General features: G+C 60.1%; 19 protein-coding genes. 8 read left to right on the top strand and 11 right to left on the bottom strand.

The features are described from left to right. Positions 1–2: 2 nt before the first annotated feature. The 3 genes from ACW9HX_RS12970 to ACW9HX_RS12980 are packed head-to-tail and all read right to left on the bottom strand — an operon-like array spanning position 3 to position 5661. Complete coding sequence (locus ACW9HX_RS12970) at positions 3–3155, bottom strand: CusA/CzcA family heavy metal efflux RND transporter (protein ID WP_457380921.1); 3153 nt, start codon at positions 3153–3155, stop codon at positions 3–5. A gap of 15 nt (positions 3156–3170) precedes the next feature. Then, entirely contained in the window at positions 3171–4364 is a 1194-nt protein-coding gene (locus ACW9HX_RS12975) for an efflux RND transporter periplasmic adaptor subunit (RefSeq protein WP_457380922.1), read from the bottom strand. Positions 4365–4413: 49 nt separating this feature from the next. After that, entirely contained in the window at positions 4414–5661 is a 1248-nt protein-coding gene (locus ACW9HX_RS12980) for a TolC family protein (protein ID WP_457380923.1), read from the bottom strand. Positions 5662–6070: 409 nt separating this feature from the next. Here ACW9HX_RS12980 and ACW9HX_RS12985 point away from each other — a divergent pair, with 409 nt between their 5' ends. From ACW9HX_RS12985 to ACW9HX_RS13010, 6 genes are all read left to right on the top strand, one after another. Beyond that, positions 6071–6745: a heavy metal response regulator transcription factor gene (locus ACW9HX_RS12985; RefSeq protein WP_457380924.1), complete on the top strand. Its 675-nt coding sequence runs from the start codon at positions 6071–6073 to the stop codon at positions 6743–6745. Continuing rightward, complete coding sequence (locus ACW9HX_RS12990) at positions 6742–8148, top strand: heavy metal sensor histidine kinase (protein WP_457380925.1); 1407 nt, start codon at positions 6742–6744, stop codon at positions 8146–8148. Before ACW9HX_RS12985 ends, ACW9HX_RS12990 begins: the two co-directional genes overlap by 4 nt. Positions 8149–8532: 384 nt before the next feature. Then, positions 8533–8661, top strand: a complete 129-nt coding sequence (locus ACW9HX_RS12995) for a hypothetical protein (protein ID WP_457380926.1) — start codon at positions 8533–8535, stop codon at positions 8659–8661. Between the two features lie 50 nt (positions 8662–8711). Then, positions 8712–9935, top strand: coding sequence for a YcaO-like family protein (locus tag ACW9HX_RS13000; protein WP_457380927.1), 1224 nt, complete (start codon positions 8712–8714; stop codon positions 9933–9935). Positions 9936–9964: 29 nt separating this feature from the next. After that, positions 9965–10882, top strand: coding sequence for a class I SAM-dependent methyltransferase (locus tag ACW9HX_RS13005; RefSeq protein ID WP_457380928.1), 918 nt, complete (start codon positions 9965–9967; stop codon positions 10880–10882). Beyond that, entirely contained in the window at positions 10879–11757 is an 879-nt protein-coding gene (locus ACW9HX_RS13010; RefSeq protein WP_457380929.1) for an alpha/beta fold hydrolase, read from the top strand. Before ACW9HX_RS13005 ends, ACW9HX_RS13010 begins: the two co-directional genes overlap by 4 nt. Before the next feature lie 43 nt (positions 11758–11800). Here the strand turns inward: ACW9HX_RS13010 and ACW9HX_RS13015 are convergent, their stop codons facing one another. The 6 genes from ACW9HX_RS13015 to ACW9HX_RS13040 are packed head-to-tail and all read right to left on the bottom strand — an operon-like array spanning position 11801 to position 17750. Continuing rightward, positions 11801–13543 carry an ABC transporter substrate-binding protein gene (locus tag ACW9HX_RS13015; protein WP_457380930.1) on the bottom strand — a complete coding sequence of 581 codons (1743 nt, stop codon included), beginning with the start codon at positions 13541–13543 and terminating at the stop codon, positions 11801–11803. A gap of 47 nt (positions 13544–13590) precedes the next feature. Then, positions 13591–13863 (bottom strand): DUF2160 domain-containing protein, encoded by a 273-nt coding sequence (locus tag ACW9HX_RS13020; RefSeq protein ID WP_039767461.1) that lies wholly within the window; start codon positions 13861–13863, stop codon positions 13591–13593. A gap of 10 nt (positions 13864–13873) precedes the next feature. Beyond that, positions 13874–14674, bottom strand: coding sequence for a carbohydrate ABC transporter permease (locus tag ACW9HX_RS13025; protein ID WP_169430960.1), 801 nt, complete (start codon positions 14672–14674; stop codon positions 13874–13876). Between the two features lie 9 nt (positions 14675–14683). Continuing rightward, positions 14684–15550, bottom strand: a complete 867-nt coding sequence (locus ACW9HX_RS13030) for a carbohydrate ABC transporter permease (RefSeq protein ID WP_007981247.1) — start codon at positions 15548–15550, stop codon at positions 14684–14686. Then, positions 15547–16656 carry an ABC transporter ATP-binding protein gene (locus ACW9HX_RS13035; protein WP_457380931.1) on the bottom strand — a complete coding sequence of 370 codons (1110 nt, stop codon included), beginning with the start codon at positions 16654–16656 and terminating at the stop codon, positions 15547–15549. The genes ACW9HX_RS13030 and ACW9HX_RS13035 overlap by 4 nt, the downstream gene beginning before the upstream one ends. Further along, positions 16656–17750, bottom strand: coding sequence for an ABC transporter ATP-binding protein (locus ACW9HX_RS13040; RefSeq protein WP_457380932.1), 1095 nt, complete (start codon positions 17748–17750; stop codon positions 16656–16658). Before ACW9HX_RS13040 ends, ACW9HX_RS13035 begins: the two co-directional genes overlap by 1 nt. Before the next feature lie 249 nt (positions 17751–17999). Here ACW9HX_RS13040 and ACW9HX_RS13045 point away from each other — a divergent pair, with 249 nt between their 5' ends. Next, the gene (locus tag ACW9HX_RS13045) at positions 18000–19850 is read left to right on the top strand and encodes a sigma-54-dependent Fis family transcriptional regulator (protein WP_457380933.1); all 1851 of its coding nucleotides are present in this window, start codon (positions 18000–18002) and stop codon (positions 19848–19850) included. 130 nt (positions 19851–19980) lie between these two features. After that, entirely contained in the window at positions 19981–20853 is an 873-nt protein-coding gene (locus ACW9HX_RS13050) for an undecaprenyl-diphosphate phosphatase (protein WP_457380934.1), read from the top strand. Between the two features lie 67 nt (positions 20854–20920). On the opposite strand, the gene ACW9HX_RS13055 is transcribed toward ACW9HX_RS13050, so the two are convergent. Together ACW9HX_RS13055 and cysS are read right to left on the bottom strand one after the other, a co-directional pair. Beyond that, positions 20921–22129 carry an MFS transporter gene (locus tag ACW9HX_RS13055; RefSeq protein WP_457380935.1) on the bottom strand — a complete coding sequence of 403 codons (1209 nt, stop codon included), beginning with the start codon at positions 22127–22129 and terminating at the stop codon, positions 20921–20923. Positions 22130–22603: 474 nt separating this feature from the next. After that, a complete protein-coding gene (cysS, locus tag ACW9HX_RS13060) occupies positions 22604–23986 on the bottom strand; it encodes a cysteine--tRNA ligase (protein WP_085690018.1) in 1383 nt (460 codons plus the stop codon). Positions 23987–24004: the final 18 nt, after the last annotated feature.

Genomic DNA, 24004 nt, shown 5'->3' on the forward strand with positions numbered 1-24004 from the left:
GACTAGGCAGCCGTGGGTAATTCCTCGTCCCGACGATGCGCCAGCTGATACAGCGCCGGTAATATCAACAACGTGAGGATGGTCGAGGACAGGATCCCGCCAATCACCACCGTCGCCAGCGGTCGCTGAACCTCGGCCCCGGTGCCGGTCGCGAGGGCCATCGGAATGAAGCCAAGGGACGCCACCAACGCCGTCATCAGCACCGGACGCAATCGCGTCAGCGCACCTTCGTGAATCGCCTCGGCAAGCGAGCGCCCCTCCTCCCGCAAGTTGCGAATGAACGCAATCATCACCAGCCCGTTAAGCACCGCCACACCGGACAGCGCGATAAAACCGACACCCGCCGAGATCGACAGCGGAATGTCCCGCAGCCACAACGCCATGACCCCGCCGGTCAGCGCAAACGGAATCCCGGTGAACACCAGCAAGCCGTCCTTGAGGTTGTTGAACATCATGAACAGCAGCCCGAACACCAGCAGCAACGCCACCGGCACCACGATCTGCAAGCGCTTGGCCGCCGATTGCAGTTGCTCGAACTGCCCGCCCCAGGTCGTCCAGTAACCCGCCGGCACCTGCACATCACGTTCGATCACCTCGCCCGCCTCGGCAACGAAAGAGCCGATATCCCGCCCGCGCACGTTGGCGCTGACGATCACCAGGCGTTTGCCGTTTTCGCGGCTGACCTGATTCGGCCCCAGCACCAGATCGAGGCTGGCGACGTCCTTCAGCGCAATGAAACCGATCTGACTGGCTGCCTCACCGCCAGCCGCCGGCACCGGAATCAGTAGCGCCGACAACCCGTCGACGTCCTTGCGCATGGCGTCGGACAAACGCACCACCATGTCGAATCGCCGGTCACCTTCGTACAACGTCCCGGCCTTCTGCCCGCCGACGGCCACCGCAATGGTGTCCTGCACGTCGCCGACGTTGAGCCCGTAACGCGCCGCTTTATCGCGGTCGATGTTGATGGTCAGCACCGGCAGACCGGTGGTTTGCTCGACCTTGACCTCGGACGCACCGTTGACCTTCTGCATCGCGGCAGCAATCTTCGCCGCCGTGGCGTTCAGCACGTCCATGTCATCACCGAACACTTTCACCGCCACGTCGCTACGCACGCCGGAGATCAGCTCGTTGAAGCGCAACTGGATCGGCTGCGACAGTTCATAGTTGCTGCCCGGCAACGTCGCGGCGGCCTGTTGCAGCTCAGCCATCAGGGTTTCCCGGGACTTGCCCGGGTCCGGCCATTGGTCTTTGGGTTTGAGCATCACATAGCTGTCGGAGATGTTCGGCGGCATCGGGTCGGAGGCGATTTCCGCCGTGCCGGTGCGGGCGAACACGCGCTCGACTTCCGGCACTTTATTGAGGATCAAGGTTTCCAGTCGCTGCTGCATGTCCACCGATTGCGTCAGGCTGGTGCCCGGCACGCGCAACGCCTGCAAGGCAAAATCGCCTTCACTGAGACTCGGCACAAACTCGCTGCCCATGCGGCTGGTGACCACGCCACTGAGCACGATCACAGCCAACGCCGCCCCCACGGCAACAGAACGATGCGACATCACCCAGGCCAGCGCCGGAGCATAAACGCGACGCGCGACGCGCATCACCACGCCCTCTTCTTCCTTGACCTTGCCGGTCACAAACAACGCAATCGCCGCCGGCACAAAGGTGACGGACAGGAGCATGGCGCCGAGCAACGCGATGACCACAGTGAACGCCATCGGGTGGAACATTTTCCCTTCGACGCCGCTCAGGGCGAAGATCGGCAGGTACACGACCATGATGATCAATTGGCCGAAAATCAGCGGGCGCCGCGCCTCTTTCGCCGCCGCAAACACTTCATGGAAACGCTCGGATCGCGTCAGCAGTCGTCCGTGATGCTGCTGCGCATGAGCCAGCCGTCGCAAGGTGTTTTCGACGATCACCACCGCACCGTCGACGATGATCCCGAAGTCCAGCGCGCCGAGGCTCATCAGGTTGGCGCTGACCTTGTTGCTGAACATCCCGGTGAAGGTGAACAGCATCGACAGCGGAATCACCATCGCGGTGATCAGCGCAGCGCGGATATTGCCGAGGAACAGGAACAGAATCGCGATGACCAGAATCGCGCCTTCGACGAGGTTCTTCTTCACCGTGGCGATGGCCTTGTCGACCAGATGCGTGCGGTCATACACCGGTACCGCGATCACGCCGTTGGGCAAGGATTTGTTGATCTGTTCGAGCTTGGCAGCCACTGCCTGGGAGACCGTGCGGCTGTTTTCGCCGATCAGCATGAATACCGTACCCAGCACCACTTCGCGGCCGTTTTCCGTGGCAGCGCCGCTGCGCAGTTCGCGGCCGATGTCCACGGTGGCGACATTCTTGATGCGGATCGGCGTGCCGTCGACGTTGGCCATGACGATGTTGGCAATGTCCTCGGTGCTCGCCACTTGCCCCGGTGCGCGTATCAGCAATTGCTCGCCGCTGCGCTCGATGTACCCGGCGCCGACGTTGGCGTTGTTGCGCTCCAGCGCCGTCACCAGATCGGTGAGGGTCAGTCTGTAGGCGGCGAGTTTTTTCGGATCGGGAGCAATCTGGTACTCCTTGGCAAAGCCGCCGATGGTGTTGATCTCGGCCACACCGGGGACGTTGCGCAGTTGCGGCTTGATGATCCAGTCCTGGATCACTCGCAGATCGGTAGGCGTGTAGGGCGTGCCGTCGTCCTTCAACGCGCCTTCCTTGGTCTCGACCGTCCACAAAAAGATCTCGCCGAGCCCCGTGGAAATCGGTCCCATCACTGCCTCCACGCCCTCGGGCAATTGCTCCTTGGCGGACTGCAAACGCTCGTTGACCAATTGCCGGGCAAAGAACAGATCAGTGCCGTCCTTGAAGATCACCGTGACCTGGGACAGGCCCGAGCGTGACAGCGACCGGGTTTGCTCCAGCGCCGGCAGGCCGGCCATCGCGGTCTCAATCGGAAAGGTGATGCGCTGCTCGGTTTCCAGCGGCGAGAACCCGGCAGCGCCGGTGTTGATCTGCACCTGGACGTTGGTGATATCGGGCACGGCGTCGATCGGCAGTTTCTGATAACTGGCGATACCGAGGCCGGCCATGAGCAAAACGGCGAGCAGCACGATGATGCGCTGCTCGATGGCAAACTGGATCAGGCGTTCGAACATGGGAGTCTTCCGCAATTAGTGACTGTGCTCGGCCGAGGCTTTGCCCAGCTCCGATTTGAGGACGAAGCTGCCGGCGCTGGCCACTTGCACGCCCGGCTCCAGCCCGGCGGTGACTTCCACCTGCCCCGCCGCGCGACTGCCCAGCTCCACCGCTTGCGCCTTGAAGCCGTCGTCGGTGCGGATGAACACCGTGGGTTTGTCCTCGACCGTCTGGATCGCGGTTTCCGGTACGGCGACCCTGGCCTGACGGCTGTCGGTGGCGACCAGCGCGGTGACAAACAGGCCAGGACGCCATGAGCCTTGCGGGTTTTCCAGGGTGACACGAACGGTCGCGGTACGGGTCTGTTCGCCGAGCAGGCTGCCGACGTAGGCCACCGTGCCGGTCACTTTGGCATTCAACTCCGCCGCGCTGACCGTGACGGGTTTGCCCACTTGTACCTTGTTCAGGTCCTTGGGTGAAACGCCGAACGTGACCCACACCCGCGACAAATCCGAGAGCGTAAACGCCGCCGTGGTTTCATCGACCACCTCGCCTGGTGTCAGGTGTTTTTCCACCACCACACCGTCGAACGGCGCTCGCAGTTCATAGCGATTGCCGCCGGTAGCGACCACGCTGCCACTAAGCACGCTGATCTTTTGCCGGGCGTTGTTCAGGGCGATTTCGGCTTCTTCCAGAGCTTGCCGGGCCTGAAGGAAATCCTGTTCGGCGGAGATCTTGTCCTGCCACAGTTTTTTCTCACGCTCATAGGTCGTCCGCGCCAATGTGAGGCGACGTTGCGCGGCCGCCTGTTCGCTGCGCTGATCCGAAATCTGCTGGCTGGCGATCACGGCCAGCAACTGGCCCTTCTTCACCGTTTGCCCGAGATTGACCGACACCGACTCGACCACCCCCGGTACACGCGGCACCACATGCGCGGTGCGGTCCTCGTCGAAGCGAACTTCACCGGGGAACGGCAAGCCGAGACTGATGAGCTGCGCCTTCGCTTCGGCCAGTTGAATCCCCGCCGCCGTGATCTGTTCGGCCGTCAGTTCGATGTGCCCTTCTTCGCCATGTTCGCCCTCGGCGGCGGCGCCTTCTTCCGCATGATCCGCATGTTCGGAGGCTTCATCGGCGTGCGCATCGATGCCTGAGTTGTTCGTCCACATCGAGCCGATACCAATGCCCAACGCCAAGGTCGCCGCAGCGACCGCGATCAGTTTTTTATCCATGGAAGCTCCTCTGCGCCGTGCCATCGCGCAGTGATCAGAAAATTGAAATTCAAGGGCTGACGCTGAGGTCGCCGAAGATGCGCTCGATGCGTACCCGGGCGTCGGTAGCCTCACTCACCGCCTGGATGTATTGGCTGCGAGCGCTGATCAGCGTGCGCTGGGCGTCGAGTACGTCGAGGAAGCCGAACTTGCCCATTTCGAAACCGCGAGTGGCGTTGTCGACCGCACTTTGCGCGGCGGGCAGGATGGTCTGGTCGAACGCCCTGATTTCGCCGTTGGCGGTCTGCCATTGCGCAAGCGTGGTCTGGATTTCCGTGCGCAAACGCAGCTCAGTAGCGTTGCGCAGGTCCCGCGCCTGATCGGTACGTCGCGCTGCCGCCAGCACGTTGCCCTGATTGCGGTTGAACAGCGGAATCGGCATCGACAGCCCGACCACGTTGACCCGCTCGCGCTCGGTTTCGCTGTACTGGCTGCCGATGCTGACGGTGAGATCGGGAATCCGCTGGGACTTTTCCAGCCCCAGCGAAGCTTCGCGCTGCTCGATCTGCAACGTGGCCAGACGCAGCTCCGCCGTTTCGTTCAGGCGCTCAAGCAAACGGGTCGGCGGTGGGACGCTTGGCAGGCTTTGAGCAGCGCTTTGCACCGTGGTCGAAGTCGGCAACGGTGCCCCCATGACCTGCGCCAGCTGCTGGTACGCATTGGCCTGATCGCGCTCGGCGCGACTCAGCTCCAGGCGTACTTCCGAGAGCTGTACCTGGGCGCGAGTGCCTTCCACCGGCGACGATTTACCCGTCTCGATCCGCCCTTGAGCCACACGCAAGCCGTGTTCGGCCAGTTGCAGCGACTGACGGCTCAGCTGCAAACGTTGCTGCGCCGTTTGTGCCCCGTTGAACGCTTGAATAACGTCGGCACGCAACGCGTTGCGCTTGCGCTCCAGTTCGATGCCGGCGGCATCCTGCGCACGGCTGGCGACGTCGATCCGGGCGCCGCGTTTACCGCCCAGCTCGATCGGCTGGCTTAACATCACCGTGGTGGTGCGCGACTGGCGCCGGGTGTCTTCGGCCTCCCACGAAACCTCAGGATTGGGGATCAGGCCTGCCTGTTTGCGGTCACCTTCGGCAATGCCGATTTCCCACTGCGCGGCCGCCAGATCCGGGTTACCGGCGAAGGCCGTTTGCAAGGCCTGATCCAGGGTCAAGGTCGAGGCACTGGCAAGGCTTGTACAGGCCAACAACAAGAGGCCGCTGGCGGTTTTTTTCAGGCGAGAACGCGCCGTCCGTTCTATTAAACCGGGCAATGGAAGGCTTCCTTCAATAAAGAATCGTTGATGGCGCCACGGTAGGGTTTTGAACTTATCGACAAGGTGACGTGAACATTACAAATCCGTTATCCACGATTTATCGAAGTTGTTTTGCTCTAGCATAAGAAGTTCGAATGGCTTTATTGCAATACACGGAAACAAATGAACTTTAGTTATCTGCCGAACAGACCTTGCCGAAATCGAATTCATGAAAAATTCGCATTTATGCTGCGACAGGCTGTCGCGGACAGCCGTTTTAAAGGGCTCAAGCGTTGACTCTGTAGCCACTACAGCCTTTACCTTTTACGCCGTCCCGTTCTTGAAATCGTCCGGAAGCCCCTACAAAAACAACAACTTTCCTGGCCACCTTAATTAAATATCCATTAAATAAAAGTGGTGATAGATCATGCGAATCCTTGTCGTAGAGGACGAGCTTAAAGCTGCCGAATACTTGCATCAGGGCCTGACCGAAAGTGGCTATATCGTTGACCACGCCATTAACGGCACTGACGGTTTGCACCTGGCGCAACAACAGGTGTACGACCTGATCATTCTGGATGTGAATCTGCCGGAACTCGACGGTTGGGGCGTGCTGGAACAACTGCGTCGTACTCACTCCACCCGGGTGATGATGCTCACCGCACGCGGTCGCCTGGCGGACAAGATCCGGGGTCTGGATCTGGGCGCCGACGACTATCTGGTCAAGCCGTTCGAATTCCCGGAACTGCTGGCCCGGGTGCGTACCCTGATGCGCCGCAGCGAAAACATCCCGGTGCCGCAGGTGCTCAAGGTCGCCGATCTGGAACTTGATCCAGGCCGCCACCGAGCCTTTCGTGGCACGCAGCGCATCGACCTGACCACCAAGGAGTTCGCCCTGCTGCATCTGCTGATGCGCCAGTCCGGCGAAGTACTGACCCGCACCCAGATCATCTCGCTGGTGTGGGACATGAATTTTGACTGCGACACCAACGTGGTCGAGGTTTCGATCCGCCGCTTGCGGGCGAAGATCGACGATCCGTTCGACAGCAAACTGATCCACACCCTGCGCGGCGTCGGCTATGTGCTGGAGGCACGGGAATGAAGCCTGCCAGCCTGTCGCTGCGGCTTGGTCTGACGGTCAGCATTCTCGGTGCGCTGTTGGTGGTGTTCCTGGCGATCCTCGCGTATTTCGCCCTGACCCATGAGCTGAATGCGTTGTCCCGGGACAGCCTGGAAAAGAAGATGGCTCAGGTTGAGCACAGCCTTTCGCTGTACGTCGATGCCAATGAAGTCAGTGGCAAGCCGCACATTCTGCTCGATCAGGTCATGGGCCATGACAACCTGACGCTGACGATTTATGACCGAAGCAATTTGCGCTCACCGCTGCTCAAGTCCGGGTCAGGATTGACGGATCCCCGGATCGAGTTGAAGGCGATACGGGCGACGACCGATCAGTTGACTTACACCGACAGCGCCGATGCCGAAGGCGCGAAATTTCTCACCGCCTCGAAGCTGATTCGCCTGAAGGACGGCAGCAACGTGCCGGTGCTGTTGTCGATGGACAACGCCCACGATCAGGCCTTGCTCAGCGCCTATTTGCGCTCGACGCTGATTGCCTTGCCGTTGTTGCTGGTGTTCATCGGCCTGACCGCGTGGGGCGCGGTGCAGCGCGGACTGGCGCCGCTGCGCGAGTTTCGCAAAGTGGCGGCCAGGGTGACCACACAGGACCTCGACCATCGGTTGTCGGTGGTGAACATGCCTCAGGAGCTCAGCGAACTGGCGCAAGGCATCAACGTGATGCTTGATCGCCTGGACAGCGGCGTGCAGCAGTTGTCGCAGTTCTCCGATGATCTGGCCCACGAACTGCGCACGCCGATCAACAACCTGATGGGCAAGGCTCAGGTCACGCTGTCGCGGGAACGCTCGGTCGAGGAATACACCGACGTCCTGGTGTCCTGCACCGAAGAGCTGGAACGCATCGCACGGATTGTCTCGGACATGCTGTTTCTGGCCCAGGCCAGCCAGCCGATGGCCCACGCCTCGTTCGAGTCGATTGCACTGGAGGAAGAGGCGTTCAGGGTGGCCGAGCTGTTTTCCCTGTCGGCGCAGGACAAGCAGATCCATCTGAAAGTGGTCGGCAGCGCGCAGGTCTCGGGCGACCGGCTGATGATCCAGCGAGCGATATCGAACCTGCTGTCCAATGCCCTGCGTCACTGCCCGCCCGGCAAAACCGTTTCACTGTTCATCGAGCAGGCACCGACGCAGGTGGCGCTGCGGGTGAGCAATCCCGGCACCGGCATCGAAGCGCAGCACCTGCCGCATCTGTTCGACCGCTTTTACCGGGTCGACAGCAGCCGCACCCGCTCACAGGGCAGTACCGGCCTGGGGCTGGCCATCGTGCGCTCGATCATGACTCTGCACCAGGGTACTGCGCAGGTGCAAAGCCGTCCGGGGGCGATGACGGTATTCAGTCTGGTATTCCCCGTGCTCGCGGAAAAGCACTAACCCCTCAAACAGATTTGTGCGGTTTTTTCTCAATTTCCATCAGAAAAATCGCCGCACAAGTGCGCCATCAATCCACGTAGCCCTTTCAACGCGAATTTGCGTCGGACTCGCGATGAAACGTCTGACGAAGGCAGGAAACAAAACCTCGCCAAGGGTTGATTCCCGATCGTTTCGTTCGCCATTTTTCACAAGACACAGCCCCTTTAAAACAAGCTTTTGCGCCGATCCCGAGGTGTCTATTCACGATTTATCAGTACGTATTTCGGCGCAGGCAAAAACCACGAACGGAAACGTCTGGACATTTTTGACCCCGCCGCCGCGGCCCTTTTAGATTCGGCTGGTGCTTGCAACAGCACCCCCAAACAACCAACAAGGAGAAACACCATGGGCTACATAAGCAGCTGGAATGCCAACCAGGTCGATGAACTCGACGAGCAGGAAACCCCCTCGGCCGAGCAGATTGAGGCACTGCAACTGACCGAAGAAGAGCAGGCCGAACTGAACGCCGAGTGACAAGACTCGCGGGGGCCTTGCGCCCCTGCGGGCTTTCCGGGAAGGGAATCATGGACAAGACAAGGATGGCCGAGCGTGAATTGACGGCCGATCAGGCAGAGCGCCGTATTCATACCGAGCTTTCACGCCTGGGCCTCACGCCGGTAACCCGCACACTCGGCAGCAAGGTCGTTGCGGTTCAGGTGAGTCTTCACGGCAGCGACAACCGTCATGCCCGTGGCGGCGGCAAGGGTTATGCGGATCAGGCACACCTGGGCGCGCTCTACGAAGCCCTTGAGCATTATTGGACGGATCAACGCATCACGACCGATGTTCACCACGAGACGGAACGCTATTTCAAAGACACGCCGATCTTTGCCGATGACTCGCTTCTGCACAGGCTCACCTGTCAGCAAAACGTGCACATCGCCTGCAGGACCTATGTCTGTCCGCCGTGGCATGACCGGTTTTCCTATCCGCTTGCGCTGACTTCGCCAAACGATTCACGTCAGCCCTCTTCACCGGGAACAGCCGACTGCCGCGCAGTGCGACGCTACGCCAGCAACAGCGGCACCGCCATTGGAGCCACTTACAGCGAAGCGATGCTGCACGCCACCAACGAATGCATCGAGCGCGATGCCGTGTCGTTGTTTCTGCTCAATCACTTTTATTACGAGAATCACCCACCCCTGCGACGGGTGGTCCGCCTCGGTGATCACGATGACCTTGGTCGTCTGTGGGCCGATGCCGAACAGGAAATCGGCGGCGAAATCGTGCTGATGGATATCAGCAGCGAGTTCAAGGCGCGAACCTTTCTGGCATTCACGACGAAACCCGGCATTCATCCGCAGGTTTTCGGCAGCGGTTGCTCGCTCGACCCGCGTCATGCCGCATGGCGAGCGCTCAGTGAGCTGGTGCAATTGCAGCTCAGCGCCACCGAATCTGAATACCAGCAGCTACTGGCCAATGCACTGCGCAACCTGCAGCCCTTCCCGCGTTTACTGCGTTGTGCGCAGTTCGATCCGCAGACGCTGTTGCATCGCTGCGAGCAACTCGAGGTGACGCTGCCGGGCGCCGGTGAAGACATATCCGTAAGCGATCAGCTTCATCTGCTGACTCAAGACCTGCAAAGCCACGGCCGTACGTTGGGTGCTTCGATCCTGCAGCAGACCGAGCTTGGCACAACCCTGGTCAACGTGGTGATTCCCGGTCTGGAGCGCTTCTTCGTGGTTTCCAGCGGCAACGTGGTCACTCCGCAAGCCAGGGGTCGTACCCTGAAAAGGCCAGCCGCATGAACCGACTCGATCGCAACCGGGAACTGGCATTGGCCCGCTCCATGCCCTGTCACCTGAACGAGAATGGCGATGTCAGCCACTTCCTCGAACCGAGGGGCAACGGTCTGCACCACATTTTCTTCCTGCGGATGAACGATCAGGTCTGGGTTGGCCGCAAGCTCCTGCAACGTGACCGGCACTTTCGATGGCAGGCCAGCAGCGCACTCAAGCCATGCATGCTGCTGGGCCCGCACCTCCATTCACTGTGGGGTGATGATGGTTTGTCGATCGGCTTTCGGACGGTTTCGGCCGAAAGGAAAACGCAAACCTTCGAGCAAGCATTGCGCCAGGCTGACAGCGAGATTCTGTTCCCGTTTCCAGTACTTGATGCTGCTGGACGGGAAGCGGTCTGCGCGGCGGACTTCTGGCAATGCAGCCCAGCACTGGCCGAACAGCTGAACGCGGACGAACAACACCTGCGCGAATATTGCGCCGGGGTACTCCAGGCAATCACCGATAACGGCGCACTGATTTATGACCCGGCCTGTTCCACGGGCGAGTTCATTGCGCATCTCGCCCGCGCCCTCCCCGACTGTATGTGCCTGGGGACTGATCGCTCAGCCTCGATGATCGAACACGCCCGACGAGCTCACGGGATTACGTCCGTCGAGTTCCGCTTGCTCGATGCGACTGAGTCCTTTGATGCAGGGATTCACTGCGATGTGCTGATCCTGCGTTTCCTCAACGCCGAAGTCTTGACCCGCCGTGAGGCCCAGGCCGCATTCGAGTCGCTCATCCGTTGCGTCAAACCTGGCGGCACGATCCTCGTCTTTGGTCACACGCCGGTGCTGATCCCTGTCGCATGGCTCGCTGCCACCCACCACCTGCAACTGGAATCCAGCGTTGCAGCGCGCCCGGGGCAGGTTGAACTGTTCCAGTTCTATCGTCTCAAGGTCCCGACACAATGACGTTTTCCTTGCAAAGCAGAGGCTATTATCCGACCGGCGACGGTCATCAACTCTACTGGGAACGCCATGGCGTTGCGGGAAGCGAACCGGTGTTTTTCCTGCATGGTGGCCCCGGTGGGCGCAGCAGCCGCCATCATCTGGACTTCTTCGACCTGCGCCGTTTCGACATCATCCTGTTTGACCAGCGCGGTTGCGGGCGCTCGACGCCCTGCGGCGAACTGCGCGACAACACCACGGCGCTGTGCGTCGAAGACATCGATGCCCTGCGTCAGCACTTCGGCTTCGAAAAAATCAGTGTGCTGGGCGTTTCGTGGGGCAGTTGGCTGGCGATTCAGTACCAGCGACGCTATCCGCAGCACCTGCTGAAAACCACACTGGTTTCGGTGTTCGTACCTTTCGCAGCCAATGTCCGGTCATATGATCAGGCACTCAATGACGGATTGGCACAATCGCCTCAAACTGCTTCAGGTCATCGCGTCCGGGACATCTTCCGGATACTCGGCGAAGGTTGCCCTTTGCAACAGCGCGCCGTCGCCATTGAATGGTTGAATGCCGTTTTGCGCCGTATGGGGCAGACAGTTTGCCCCGGAACACTGGAGAGTTTCGTCGATCAGGAAGCGGTGCTCGCCATCCGACTGGAGTTGCATTACCACCTGCAAGGCTATTTCTTCCAGCCAAGGGATCAGGACCTGATCCTCGATGACAACACCCTGCTGATCCAGGGCATCCGCGATACCTTCGGCATGGCCAGCGTGCGCTGGCTCAGGCAACGCATGAACCTTCACTGCCGTTTGCTGCATGCCGGGCACAACGCCTTCGAAAGCGCCATCCTCAAAGCCGTACGCCGGGCGGTGAAACGTGAAATCGAGGACTGAAAAAAACGGCACCCGAAGGTGCCGTTCTGTTCCCCCAAAACGCTTACTTGCGTGCCGCCTCCCACGACTTGAGCAGTTCGTTGTAGCTCACGGTTTCGCCTTTCGGTTTCTCGTTGGCGAGTTTCGGTTTCGGGGCGCCTGGCTGGTCGAACCAGTATTGCGCGTCGCGTTCCGGGTTCATTTTCGGGGCGCAGGTGGCCTGGGCCTTGGAGCGTTCCAGACGGGTCATGATCGCGTCCTGATCCTTGGCCAGGCCATCGAGCGCCTGTTGCGGGGTCTTGTCGCCACTGGCGGCTTCGGCGATGTGGCTCCACCACAGTTGTGCCAGACGTGGGTAGTCCGGCACGTTGGTGCCGGTCGGCGTCCATTGCACGCGGGCCGGGCTGCGGTAGAACTCGACCAGACCACCGAGTTTCGGTGCCAGGTCGGTCATGGCTTGCGAGTTGATGTCCGACTCGCGGATCGGCGTCAGGCCGACGATGGTTTTCTTCAGCGATACGGTTTTCGAGGTCACGAACTGCGCGTACAGCCAGGCAGCGAGTTTCTGTTTCTCAGGCGTGGACTTCATGAAGGTCCAGGAACCCACGTCCTGATAGCCCAGTTTCATGCCCTCTTCCCAGTACGGTCCGCGCGGCGACGGCGCCATGCGCCATTTCGGTGTGCCGTCGGCGTTGACCACCGGCAGGCCCGGTTTGGTCATGTCGGCGGTGAACGCGGTGTACCAGAAGATCTGCTGGGCGATGTTGCCCTGGGACGGTACGGGGCCGGACTCGGAGAAGGTCATGCCCGCCGCTTCCGGTGGCGCGTAAGCCTTGAGCCAATCCACGTACTTGGTCGTGGCGAACACCGCCGCCGGGCCGTTGGTGTCGCCGCCGCGGGTCACGCTGGAGCCCACCGGATGACAGTCCTCGACGCGGATGCCCCACTCATCCACCGGCAAACCATTGGGCAGCCCCTTGTCGCCACCACCGGCCATGGAGAACCAGGCATCGGTGAAGCGCCAGCCCAGCGACGGGTCTTTCTTGCCGTAGTCCATGTGTCCGTAGATGCGTTTGCCGTCGATTTCCTTGACGTCTTCGCTGAAAAATTTGGCGATGTCTTCATAGGCCGACCAGTTCACTGGCACGCCCAGTTCATAGCCATACTTTTCCTTGAACTTGGCTTTCAGCTCCGGCCGTTCAAACCAGTCGGCGCGGAACCAGTACAGGTTGGCGAACTGCTGGTCGGGCAATTGATAGATCTTGCCGTCGGGTGCGGTGGTGAAGGAGATGCCGATGAAGTCCTTGATGTCGAGGGTCGGCGAGGTGAAGTTCTTGCCTTCGTTGGCCATCAGGTCGGTGATCGCCTCGGTCTTGCCGTAGCGAAAGTGCGTACCGATCAGGTCCGAGTCGTTGACCCATCCGTCATAGATGTTCTTGTCCGACTGCATCACCGTCTGCATTTTTTCCACGACGTCGCCTTCCTGCAGCAGGTCGTGGGTCAGCTTGATCCCGGTGATTTCGGTGAAGGCCTTGGCCAGCACCTTCGATTCATATTCGTGGGTGGTCAGGGTTTCCGAAACGACCTTGATTTCCATCCCGCGAAACGGCTCTGAGGCCTTGATGAACCACTTCAGTTCTTCCAGTTGCTGTTCTGGCGTCAGGGTCGACGGCTTGAACTCGCTGCCGATCCATTTTTTTGCCGCATCTTCGTACGCATCGGCCCAGGCGGTTGCGCTCAAACCGCTGAGTGCCAGCATGGCTGCCAATGAAATGCTATGTCGCAGCTTATTGTTTTTGTCGAACATAGAGACCTCCTGTTTAAGTTCTGGAGCACGATTGCCGAGCGATTCGACTAGCCCCAACGCATCACAGCCAACAGCCACACCAGGGACAACGCGGACGCTACCCAGATGCTCCAGTCGGTCACGCCGATTACCAGCAGGTGCAGGTAGGCGCTGCCGAGAAGACCGATGAACAAGCGATCGCCACGGGTGGTGGCAATCGGCAGAAACCCTCGCCGCAGGATGCTCGGCGAGCGCAATTCCCAGGTGGTCATGCCCACAAGGATCAAGCCAATCACGATGAAAAATGCCGCCGTCGGGACGGTCCAGCTCATCCATTCCATCATCAGTTCCTCAGACCCGACCCAGGGCAAAGCCCTTGGCCACGTGGTTGCGAACAAACCAGATCACCAGCATGCCCGGCAGGATGGTCAGCACCCCCGCCGCCGCCAGTACGCCCCAGTCGATGCCGGACGCCGACACCGTGCGCGTCATCACCGCCGCGATCGGCTTGGCATTCACCGAGGTCAGCGTGCGCGCCAGCAGCAGTTCAACCCAGGAAAACATGAAGCAGAAAAACGCCGTCACCCCGATCCCGGAACCGATCAGCGGGATGAAGATCTTCACGAAGAACTTGGGAAAGCTGTAGCCGTCGATGTAGGCGGTTTCGTCGATTTCCTTGGGCACGCCGGACATGAACCCTTCGAGAATCCACACCGCCAGCGGCACGTTGAACAGGCAATGCGCCAGTGCCACCGCGATGTGGGTGTCGAACAGACCAATCGACGAATACAGCTGGAAGAATGGCAGCAGGAACACCGCCGGCGGCGCCATCCGGTTGGTCAGCAGCCAGAAGAACAGGTGCTTGTCGCCGAGAAAGCGATATCGGGAAAACGCGTAAGCCGCCGGCAATGCCACGCTCAGGGAAATCACCGTGTTCAGGCTCACGTAGTACAGCGAGTTGAGATAACCGGTGTACCAACTCGGATCGGTGAAGATCACCTTGTAGTTGTGGAAGGTGAAATCCTGGGGGAACAGCGTCAGGCCGCCGAGGATTTCGGTGTTGCTCTTGAACGACATGTTCAGCAGCCAGTAGATCGGCACCAGCAGGAACAGGATGTAGAGCAGCAGTGGAACAAGCTTTCTTTTGCTCATGGCCGGGCCTCAGCGGTTGGCATCGCTGTGGGTCATGGCGGTATAGAACAGCCAGGACACCAGCAGGATGATCAGGAAATACACCAGCGAAAAGGCTGCCGCCGGCCCCAGGTCAAATTGGCCTACGGCCATCTGGGTCAGGGTCTGACTCAGGAAGGTCGTGGCATTGCCCGGCCCGCCGCCGGTGAGCACGAATGGTTCGGTATAGATCATGAAGCTGTCCATGAAGCGCAACATCACTGCGATCAGCAGCACGCTTTTCAGCTTGGGCAACTGGATGTGCCGGAACACCGCCCAGGCCGAAGCCCGGTCGATCCGCGCCGCCTGGTAATACACATCGGGAATCGCCCGCAGCCCGGAGAAACACAGCAGCGCCACCAGGGAAGTCCAGTGCCAGACGTCCATCACCAGCACTGTGACCCATGCATCCATGGTGTTGGCCGCGTAGTTGTAGCTGATACCCATGGCGTTGAGGCTCGAGCCGAGCAGACCGATGTCGGCGCGGCCGAAGATCTGCCAGATGGTGCCGACCACGTTCCATGGAATCAGCAACGGAATCGCCAGCACGATCAGCACCACCGACGACCAGCGGCCCTTGGTCGGCATGGTCAGGGCAATGGCGATGCCGAGGGGGATTTCAATCAACAGCACACACGCCGAATAGATGAACTGGCGCAGCAACGAGTCGTGCAGCCGTGGATCGAGCAGCACTTGCTTGTACCAGTCGGCGCCGACGAAGTAGCGGCTGGATTGGTCGAAGATGTCCTGCACCGAGTAATTGACCACGGTCATCATCGGGATCACGGCACTGAAGGCCACCAGCAGGAACACCGGCAACACCAGCCACCAGGCCTTGTTGTTCTGCACCTTGTTCATGGCCGCACCTCTTCACTGGCTTCGAGCAGAAACTCATCGGCATAGACCATCAGCCACTGCGCCGGGAAACTGATATACGCCGTGCCCTGGGGCACCGGTTTGTCCTCGGCCAGGCGCACTTTCAGCAGTGCGCCATCGAGGTCGAGGGTCATGATCTTGTAGGTGCCGAGGTCTTCGACGTGTACGACCCGCGCCTGCATCGCGTCATCAAACGGCTCGTCCCACACATGGATGAACTCGGGACGGATGCCGACCTTCAGGTTTTTCCACTGGCCATGTTCGATATGCCGTTGCAACGCGTCGGAAAGAGGCAGATGAGTCGAGTTGAAACCGACGCCGCCCGGTTGTGGCTGCACCTCGATCAGGTTCATCCCGGGGCTGCCGATGAAGTAGCCGACAAAGGTGTGGCTCGGCCGCTCGAACAATTCCCGTGGGGTGCCGAACTGGACGATCTGGCCGCCGTACATCACCGCGATCTTGTCGGCGAAGGTCGAGGCCTCCAGCTGATCGTGGGTGACGTAGACCATGGTGATGTTGAACTGCTCGTGGATTTGCTTGAGCTTGCGCCGCAGTTTCCACTTCAGGTGCGGGTCGATCACTGTCAGCGGCTCGTCGAACAGGATCGCCGAGACGTCGTCGCGCACCAGACCACGGCCCATGGAGACTTTCTGTTTTTCGTCAGCGGTGAGGTTGCGCGCCTTCTTGCTCAGCAGGTTCTGCAAGTCGAGGACTTCGGCAATCTCCTGCACCTTGCTGTGCACTTTCGCCTCGGCCATACCCTGATTTCTCAAGGGAAAAGCCAGATTGTCGAACACGGTCATGGTGTCGTAGACCACCGGAAACTGGAAAACCTGCGCAATGTTGCGCTTCTCGGGAGTCAGGTCGTTGACCGCTTTGCCGTCGAACAGCACATGGCCCTGAGACGGGCTGAGCAGGCCGGAAATGATGTTGAGCAAGGTCGACTTGCCGCAACCCGATGGCCCGAGCAAGGCATAGGCGCCACCCTGCTCCCAGATGTGGTCCATCTCGCGGATCGCGTAATCCTCGGGCCCGCTCGGGGTGCTGGTGTAACTGTGGGCGAGGTGCTGCAAACGGATTTCGGCCATCAGGCAACCCTCGCGACACGCCGGCCCGGTGCCTGCACCAGACGGCCCTGCGCATCGAACACAAACAGTTTATGGGTCGGGATATAGATGCGAATCGGCGCATCGACGTCGTATTCGTGAACGCCGGGCAAGTGCAGCACCAGCAGAAAATGCTCGTTGCGCACGTGCAGGAAGGTTTCCGAACCGCTGATCTCGGCGACTTCGACGGTGACTGCCAGTTCGAGGTCGTCATCGTTGCTCGGCACCAGCGAGATGTGACTCGGACGCACGCCAAAACGGAACTCGCCCTCGCCCACCGGGCGCAGGTCGACGTTCAGAGGGAAATGCACAAAATTGGCGAAGCTGACTTCATTGCCGGCGATGCGCCCGGGCATCAGGTTGATCGGCGGCTCGGAGAACAATTCGGCGGCGAGCACGGTCTGCGGTTGGTGATACACCGAGGTCGAAGAGCCGCTCTGGATCACCCGGCCTTCATGAAGAATGGTCGTGGTACCACCCAGCGCCAGCGCTTCGTTGGGTTCGGTGGTGGCGTAAATGGCGATGGTGTGGCGCGCCTTGAACAGTTCGCGCATTTCCTGGCGCAGTTCTTCGCGCAGTTTGTAGTCGAGGTTGACCAGCGGCTCGTCGAACAGAATCAGCTCGGCGTCCTTGACCAGCGCCCGGGCCATGGCCGTGCGCTGTTGCTGGCCACCGGAGAGTTCCAGCGGATAGCGCTTCAAGAATTTCTCGATGCGCAGCATCTTCGCGGTTTCCTGCACCTTGCTCTGGATCTGCTCATTGGAGATCCCGGCCTGGCGCAGCGGCGAGGCGATGTTCTCGAACACCGTCATGGTCGGGTAATTGATGAACTGCTGATACACCATCGACACGTTGCGCAGACGCACCGGACGCTGGGTAACATCGACACCGTTCATCAGGATGCGACCGCTGTCGGGCTTGTCCAGACCGGCCATCAGGCGCATCAGGCTGGTCTTGCCGGACAGCGTGCGCCCGAGCAGGACATTGAAGGATCCAGGTTCGAATTTCAGACTCGCATCGTCGATCCAGGTCTGGCCCTCGACGGTGCGGCTGACGTGCTCCAGGGTGAGTGACATGGCTCGGCCTTTTTATTATTGGAGTCAAGCGACGTGTGCAACAGAGCGACATTCGTGCCAGAAATCCCAAGCCGTTGATTTGCTGCGAAAACCGCTGAAAACGCCGACAAGCCACCTTCATTGCTGAACACATTTGAACAGTTCAACGATTGACAATGAACAATAGTGAACAACACTCTATCGGTGCTTCTCAGGTCCCAAGGGGCCACATAACAATAATAAAAACGCTGTTTTCAGAGGCTGACTGTCATGGCCGCACCTGTCCCGCCGCTTTCCCACGAGGCCATCGTTCAGGACTCCTGGTCCCGTTGTCGCGCCTTCGGCCTCAAGCATCAAAGTGTCCCGGCGTTCGATCAGTTGCCCGCCTCCGGCATCGCCCAATTGCTGGACAGTCACCATTCGCTGGTGCAGACCACCCATCAGGAAGTGCTGCCGTACTACGAAAACATCCTGAGCAATTCCAACTGCCTGATCATGCTGGCCGACAACCACGGCCAGGTCCTGACGTCCTGGGGCACCCAGCGCTTTATCGAACCGAATCTGGCCCGCGGCTTTCAGGCCGGCGCCAGCTGGATGGAGCGCGTGAGCGGCACCAATGCGATCGGTACCGCGCTGGCCTGCGAGCAGGCGGTGCACATCGAGCACGACGAGCACTTCCTCAAGGCCAATCGCTTCATGACCGGTTCCGCCGCGCCGATTTTCAATGCCGAACGCAAGGTCATCGCCGTGCTCGATGTGTCCAGCGACAGCTACCTGCCGCCCTCCCACACCCTCGGCATGGTCAAGATGATGAGCCAGACCGTGGAAAACCGGCTGATCCTCAACCTGTTCCACGGACAGCACTTTCAACTGACCTTCAACACCGGATTGAACAACCTCGACAGTCAATGGGCGGGCTTGCTGATTTTCGATGAGAGCGGCCAGGTGCTGTCGGCCAACCGCCGGGCCGATAATCTGCTGGGCGTGCGCCTGTCACGGGTGAGTGTCGAGAGTCTGTTCAAGGTGTCGTTGCTGGAATTGCTCAATCAGCCGGAAGGCTTGCCGTTTTCCTTGCAGACGTCGGGGCGCAATCGCTTCCAATGCTTGTTGAAGCGGCCTAAACAGGCACCGATTCAGCCGCGGGTGTTCGCGGAAACCAAAATTACCGAACCGAAAATCGACACCCCCACGGCCATCAGCCTGAGCACCCTGCACTTCGGCGACAGCCGCGTGGAAAAGGCCGTGCGTCAGGCCGAACGTCTGCTGGAGAAAGACATCCCGCTGTTGATTCATGGTGAAACCGGCGTCGGCAAGGAAGTCTTCGTCAAAGCCTTGCATCAGGCCAGCTCTCGCAGCAAACAGGCGTTCATCGCCGTGAACTGCGCGGCGATCCCTGCAGAACTGGTGGAGTCCGAATTGTTCGGCTACGAGAAAGGCGCTTTCACCGGCGCCAACCAGAAAGGCAGCATCGGCCTGATCCGCAAGGCCGACAAAGGCACGTTGTTCCTCGACGAAATCGGCGACATGCCGCTGCCGACCCAGGCACGCCTGCTGCGGGTGCTACAGGAGCGTTGCGTGCAGCCGGTGGGCAGCAGCGAGTTGTTCCCGGTGGATCTGCGGATCATCTCGGCCACCAACCGCTCATTGCGCGAGCAGGTGCAGTTGGGGCGGTTTCGCGAAGATTTGTACTACCGCATCGGCGGTCTGACCCTGGAACTGCCGCCGCTGCGCGAGCGCAGTGACAAGCAAGCGCTGTTCAAACGTTTGTGGGAACAGCATCGCGAACCGACGCAGTGGGCGGGATTGAGCCGCGAAGTATTGGAATTGTTCGACCGTCATCCTTGGCCCGGCAATCTGCGTCAGGTCAGCAGTGTGATGCAGGTCGCGCTGGCCATGGCCGAAGAGCAACCGGTAAGGCCTGAGCATTTGCCGGATGATTTCTTTGTCGACCTGGAGATGGAGCCGCTGGAAACGCCGGAACCCCTGGGGATCGATCTGAATGACAGCGAGGCATTGAATCGGGAGTTGCTGGCGGCCGGCGGCAATATTTCGCATCTGGCGCGGCGGTTGGGGGTCAGTCGCAATACGCTCTACAAGCGATTGCGTCAGGCGGAAGGCTGACTGCTCACGAAGGCGTCAGCCCGATCACCCTAAAAAACCCTTCACTGCACCCATTGACCGTACCGGCTAGACTGTGACGAAATGTTTCAGGTTTTCGCCCCCTCTTCCTGATCCTCACAGGGTAAGTTCTTTGACCAACATCTGCACCACCGGCCTTGATACCGGCTTTGCCTCTCTCGATTACCTGCAAATCGGCATCCTCGGCATCATTCAGGGCATCACCGAGTTGCTACCCGTCTCATCCACCGCTCACATGCGCATCGTCCCTGCCCTGCTCGGTTGGCCCGATCCCGGCTCGGCGTTTTCCGCTGCCATGCAGATGGCCGCACTGGCGGCGGTCATCAGTTACTTCTGGCGAGACGTGAGTCAGGTGGTTACCGGCAGTGTCGACGCCGTGCGGCAGCGCGATTTCAACAATCAGTGGTTCATCCTGGCAGTGGCCATCGTGCTGGCGACCATTCCCATCGGTATTGCAGGCCTGGCCTTGTCCTCGACGCTCAATGCCTGCAATTCGCCGTTGCGCGGGCTGATGGTGATCGGGATTTCCTGCGTGGTGATGGCGGTGTTGCTGGCCATCGCCGAGCTCACGTGCCGCCACCGCCGCACCGTTGGCGAAATGCGTTTGCGCGATGCGCTGATCGTGGGTATCGCTCAGATCGGAGCGCTGATTCCGGGCGTTTCTCGCTCCGGTTCGACGCTGACGGCGGCGCTTTTTCTCAATTTCAAACGTGAAGAAGCAGCGCGCTTCTCCTTCCTGCTCGGATTGCCGGCCATCGCTCTCGCAGGTTTGAAGGAGTTGTGGGTGTTGTTCCATGCGCAGCTGCCGGCACAAGCCTGGATGCACCTGATTTTCGGTCTGGTGGTTGCCAGTATCTCGGCGTTTTTCGCGATCTGGGGCCTGATGCGGTTTCTGGAGAAGTTCTCCACCTGGCCATTCGTGATTTACCGCGCAGTACTGGGGATTTTCCTGATCGTCGCGGTCAGCACCGGGCTCTTGAGCTAAGGCGCCCCACAAAAGACAAAACCCGCCTGGTGCGGGTTTTGTTTTTTGTGCCTTCGTACAACGCACGTTACCGGCAGGTCGGTTCAGCACTCGTGGCGGATACGGCACCCAATGTACGCAGCCCGAGCAGCACCACGATCAGCATCGCCAGCCCCGCGAAAATGGCTACGCCGAAACCGGCCCGAGCGCCATAGGCATCAATGATCAAACCCGAGAGCAAGCCACCCAGGGCGACGCCGATGCTGATGCCGGTGGTCATCCATGTCAGCCCTTCGGTGATCCTCGACGGCGGGATGATGATCGTCCCCAGCTTCATGACCACGACCATCGTTGGCGCAAACGATATGCCGGCGATAAACAGCATCGCCGAGAGGACATAAACGTCAGGTGCGAACAAAGGCAATACGCCTGTGATTGCCGTGACCAGGATCCCGATAAAGAACTGTTTTTCTATCGGCAGAGAAACCCTCAAGGCACCGAACGTCAGGCCTGCCACCAACGAACCGAACGCATAGGCGGCGAGGATGAAGGTCGCAGAGGCAGGCCAGCCTTGCGCATTGGCGAAGGCGACAACGGCGACATCGATCGAGCCTCCGATTGCGCCCATCGCCAACAGCGCCAGCACGATGGTGGGTACGCCGGGAATCAGCAGGGTTGAACCCGTATGTCGCGTATGGCCGACAACAACTTTGGGTTCGGTCTGACGCTGCAGGAGAAACGCCGTCACCCCGACGGCCAGCAGCCCGACCGCGACAAGCGGCCCGGCTTCGGCAAAAAAACTCACGCTCAAACCGATCGCCAAGGGCGGGCCGATGATGTAGGCGAGTTCGGTCAGCACCGTATCCAGAGAGAACGCCGTGTGCAGCTGCGGCTTGCCCCGGAACAATTGCGTCCAGCGTGCCCTGATCATCGACGGCATGCTCGGCATCGTCCCCGCCAGTGCCGCCAGTACAAAAAACAACACGGCGGGCGCTCTCTGGTGGACGGCGAAAATCAGCGCCAGCAGCATGGCGATGCTGAAAACCGTTACAACGGGCAGCACACGGCTTTGGCCACGCTGATCGACGAGTTTCGAGATGTACGGGCCGATCAGTGCATTGGCCAGGGTAAACGTACCGGCAACTGCACCGGCCAGCCAGTAGACACCGGTTTGCTCCACCAGCATGGTAATGATGCCAATGCCGATCATCGCCTGCGGCAGGCGGGCAATAGAGCTCGCGAGCACCAACCCGGTTGCGCCGGGGGTTGTGAGGAGTTCGCGATAGTGGTTTGACATGATGTCTCCGTTGTTGGATTCGCCGCTGATGAGCTTCCTGCTGCGAGCGACATCAGGACCTACGCGAACGCCAAAAGCAACCCCTCACCCCAGCCCTCTCCCTAGGGGAGAGGGAGCTGACCGAGGTGTCTGACGTTGTACATCGACCTGAAAGATCCAGTCGATTATGGATTCAAAGCACTATTTTCAGGCCACCGGATACCTTCAGCATCCCCCAATCAGTCTCCTCTTCTGGGGGAGAGGGAGCCGACCGAGGTGCCTGGCGTTTCGCATCGACCTGAAAAATCCAGTCGATTATGGATTCAGCACAGCACGTTCAGGTCGGCGTATCCCTCCTGCATCCCCCAATCAGTCCCCTCTCCTGGGGGAGAGGGCTAGGGTGAGGGCGTAATCTCGGAACAGCACAAATCTCCCAAACAGCAGAAAAACAAAAACCCGCACAAGGCGGGTTTTGTTTTAAAGCAGATCAGACGATCAGTCAGCCAGACGCCAGGTCGTGCCGCCCTTGCCGTCTTCCAGCACCACGCCCATGGCGGTGAGCTGGTCGCGGATGCGGTCGGATTCGGCCCAGTCCTTGCCGGCACGTGCCGCCAGACGTGCAGCGATCAACGCCTCGACTTCAGCTGCATCGACACGCCCTTCGGCGCCGGCCTGCAGGAAGTCATCGGCTTCGAGCTGCAACACACCCAGCACGCTGGCCAGTTCTTTCAGGCGCGCCGCCAGACCGGCCGCCGCATCGAGATCGCTCTCGCGCAGACGGTTGATCTCACGCACCATCTCGAACAGCACCGCGCAGGCTTCCGGCGTGCCGAAGTCGTCGTTCATCACCGTGGTGAAACGCTCGACGAACGCTTCGCCGCCAGCCGGCGCCACGTTCGGCAGGCCTTTCAACGCGTGGTAGAAACGCTCCAGGGCGCCCTTGGCGTCCTTGAGGTTGTCTTCCGAGTAGTTGATCGCGCTGCGGTAGTGGCTCGACACCAGCAGGTAACGCACGACTTCCGGGTGGTACTTGTCGAGCACGTCGCGAATGGTGAAGAAGTTGTTCAAGGACTTGGACATCTTCTCGCCATTGATACGGATCATGCCGCAATGCATCCACGCGTTGGCGTAGGTCTTGCCGGTGGCCGCTTCGCTCTGGGCGATTTCGTTTTCGTGGTGCGGGAACTCCAGGTCACTGCCGCCGCCATGAATGTCGAAGGTCTCACCCAGGCAGCAGGTGGACATCACCGAGCACTCGATGTGCCAGCCCGGACGCCCGGCGCCCCACGGCGATTCCCAGCTCGGCTCGCCCGGCTTGACGCCTTTCCACAGCACGAAGTCCAACGGATCTTCCTTCGCTTCGTCGACCTCGATCCGCGCACCGATGCGCAGGTCTTCGATCTTCTTGCGCGAGAGCTTGCCGTAGCCCATGAACTTGCCGACGCGGTAGTACACGTCGCCATTGCCCGGGGCGTAGGCGTAACCCTTGTCGATCAGGGTCTGGATCATCGCGTGCATGCCAGGGATGTGATCCGTGGCGCGCGGCTCCATGTCCGGCTTCTTGATGTTCAGGCGCGCTTCGTCTTCGTGCATCGCGGCGATCATGCGCTCGGTCAACGCTTCGAACGACTCGCCGTTCTCGTTGGCCCGGTTGATGATCTTGTCGTCGATGTCGGTGATGTTGCGCACGTAGGTCAGGTCATAACCGCTGAACCGCAACCAGCGGGTCACCAGGTCGAACGCGACCATGCTGCGGCCGTGGCCCAGGTGGCAGTAGTCGTACACGGTCATCCCGCAGACGTACATGCGCACCTTGTTGCCATCCAGCGGCTTGAAGACTTCTTTGCTCTTGGTGAGCGTGTTGTAGATCGTAAGCACGGTGTTTCCTTAAGACTT

Source organism: Pseudomonas sp. SDO52101_S400 (assembly GCF_054071635.1).

Excerpts from the sequence above, each read along its gene's own strand:
- ACW9HX_RS12970 (WP_457380921.1), bottom strand. The coding sequence starts at position 3,155 with ATGTTCGAACGCCTGATCCAGTTTGCCATCGAGCAGCGCATCATCGTG.
- ACW9HX_RS12975 (WP_457380922.1), bottom strand. The coding sequence starts at position 4,364 with ATGGATAAAAAACTGATCGCGGTCGCTGCGGCGACCTTGGCGTTGGGC.
- ACW9HX_RS12985 (WP_457380924.1), top strand. The coding sequence starts at position 6,071 with ATGCGAATCCTTGTCGTAGAGGACGAGCTTAAAGCTGCCGAATACTTG.
- ACW9HX_RS12990 (WP_457380925.1), top strand. The coding sequence starts at position 6,742 with ATGAAGCCTGCCAGCCTGTCGCTGCGGCTTGGTCTGACGGTCAGCATT.
- ACW9HX_RS12995 (WP_457380926.1), top strand. The coding sequence starts at position 8,533 with ATGGGCTACATAAGCAGCTGGAATGCCAACCAGGTCGATGAACTCGAC.
- ACW9HX_RS13000 (WP_457380927.1), top strand. The coding sequence starts at position 8,712 with ATGGACAAGACAAGGATGGCCGAGCGTGAATTGACGGCCGATCAGGCA.
- ACW9HX_RS13010 (WP_457380929.1), top strand. The coding sequence starts at position 10,879 with ATGACGTTTTCCTTGCAAAGCAGAGGCTATTATCCGACCGGCGACGGT.
- ACW9HX_RS13015 (WP_457380930.1), bottom strand. The coding sequence starts at position 13,543 with ATGTTCGACAAAAACAATAAGCTGCGACATAGCATTTCATTGGCAGCC.
- ACW9HX_RS13020 (WP_039767461.1), bottom strand. The coding sequence starts at position 13,863 with ATGGAATGGATGAGCTGGACCGTCCCGACGGCGGCATTTTTCATCGTG.
- ACW9HX_RS13025 (WP_169430960.1), bottom strand. The coding sequence starts at position 14,674 with ATGAGCAAAAGAAAGCTTGTTCCACTGCTGCTCTACATCCTGTTCCTG.
- ACW9HX_RS13030 (WP_007981247.1), bottom strand. The coding sequence starts at position 15,550 with ATGAACAAGGTGCAGAACAACAAGGCCTGGTGGCTGGTGTTGCCGGTG.
- ACW9HX_RS13035 (WP_457380931.1), bottom strand. The coding sequence starts at position 16,656 with ATGGCCGAAATCCGTTTGCAGCACCTCGCCCACAGTTACACCAGCACC.
- ACW9HX_RS13040 (WP_457380932.1), bottom strand. The coding sequence starts at position 17,750 with ATGTCACTCACCCTGGAGCACGTCAGCCGCACCGTCGAGGGCCAGACC.
- ACW9HX_RS13045 (WP_457380933.1), top strand. The coding sequence starts at position 18,000 with ATGGCCGCACCTGTCCCGCCGCTTTCCCACGAGGCCATCGTTCAGGAC.
- ACW9HX_RS13055 (WP_457380935.1), bottom strand. The coding sequence starts at position 22,129 with ATGTCAAACCACTATCGCGAACTCCTCACAACCCCCGGCGCAACCGGG.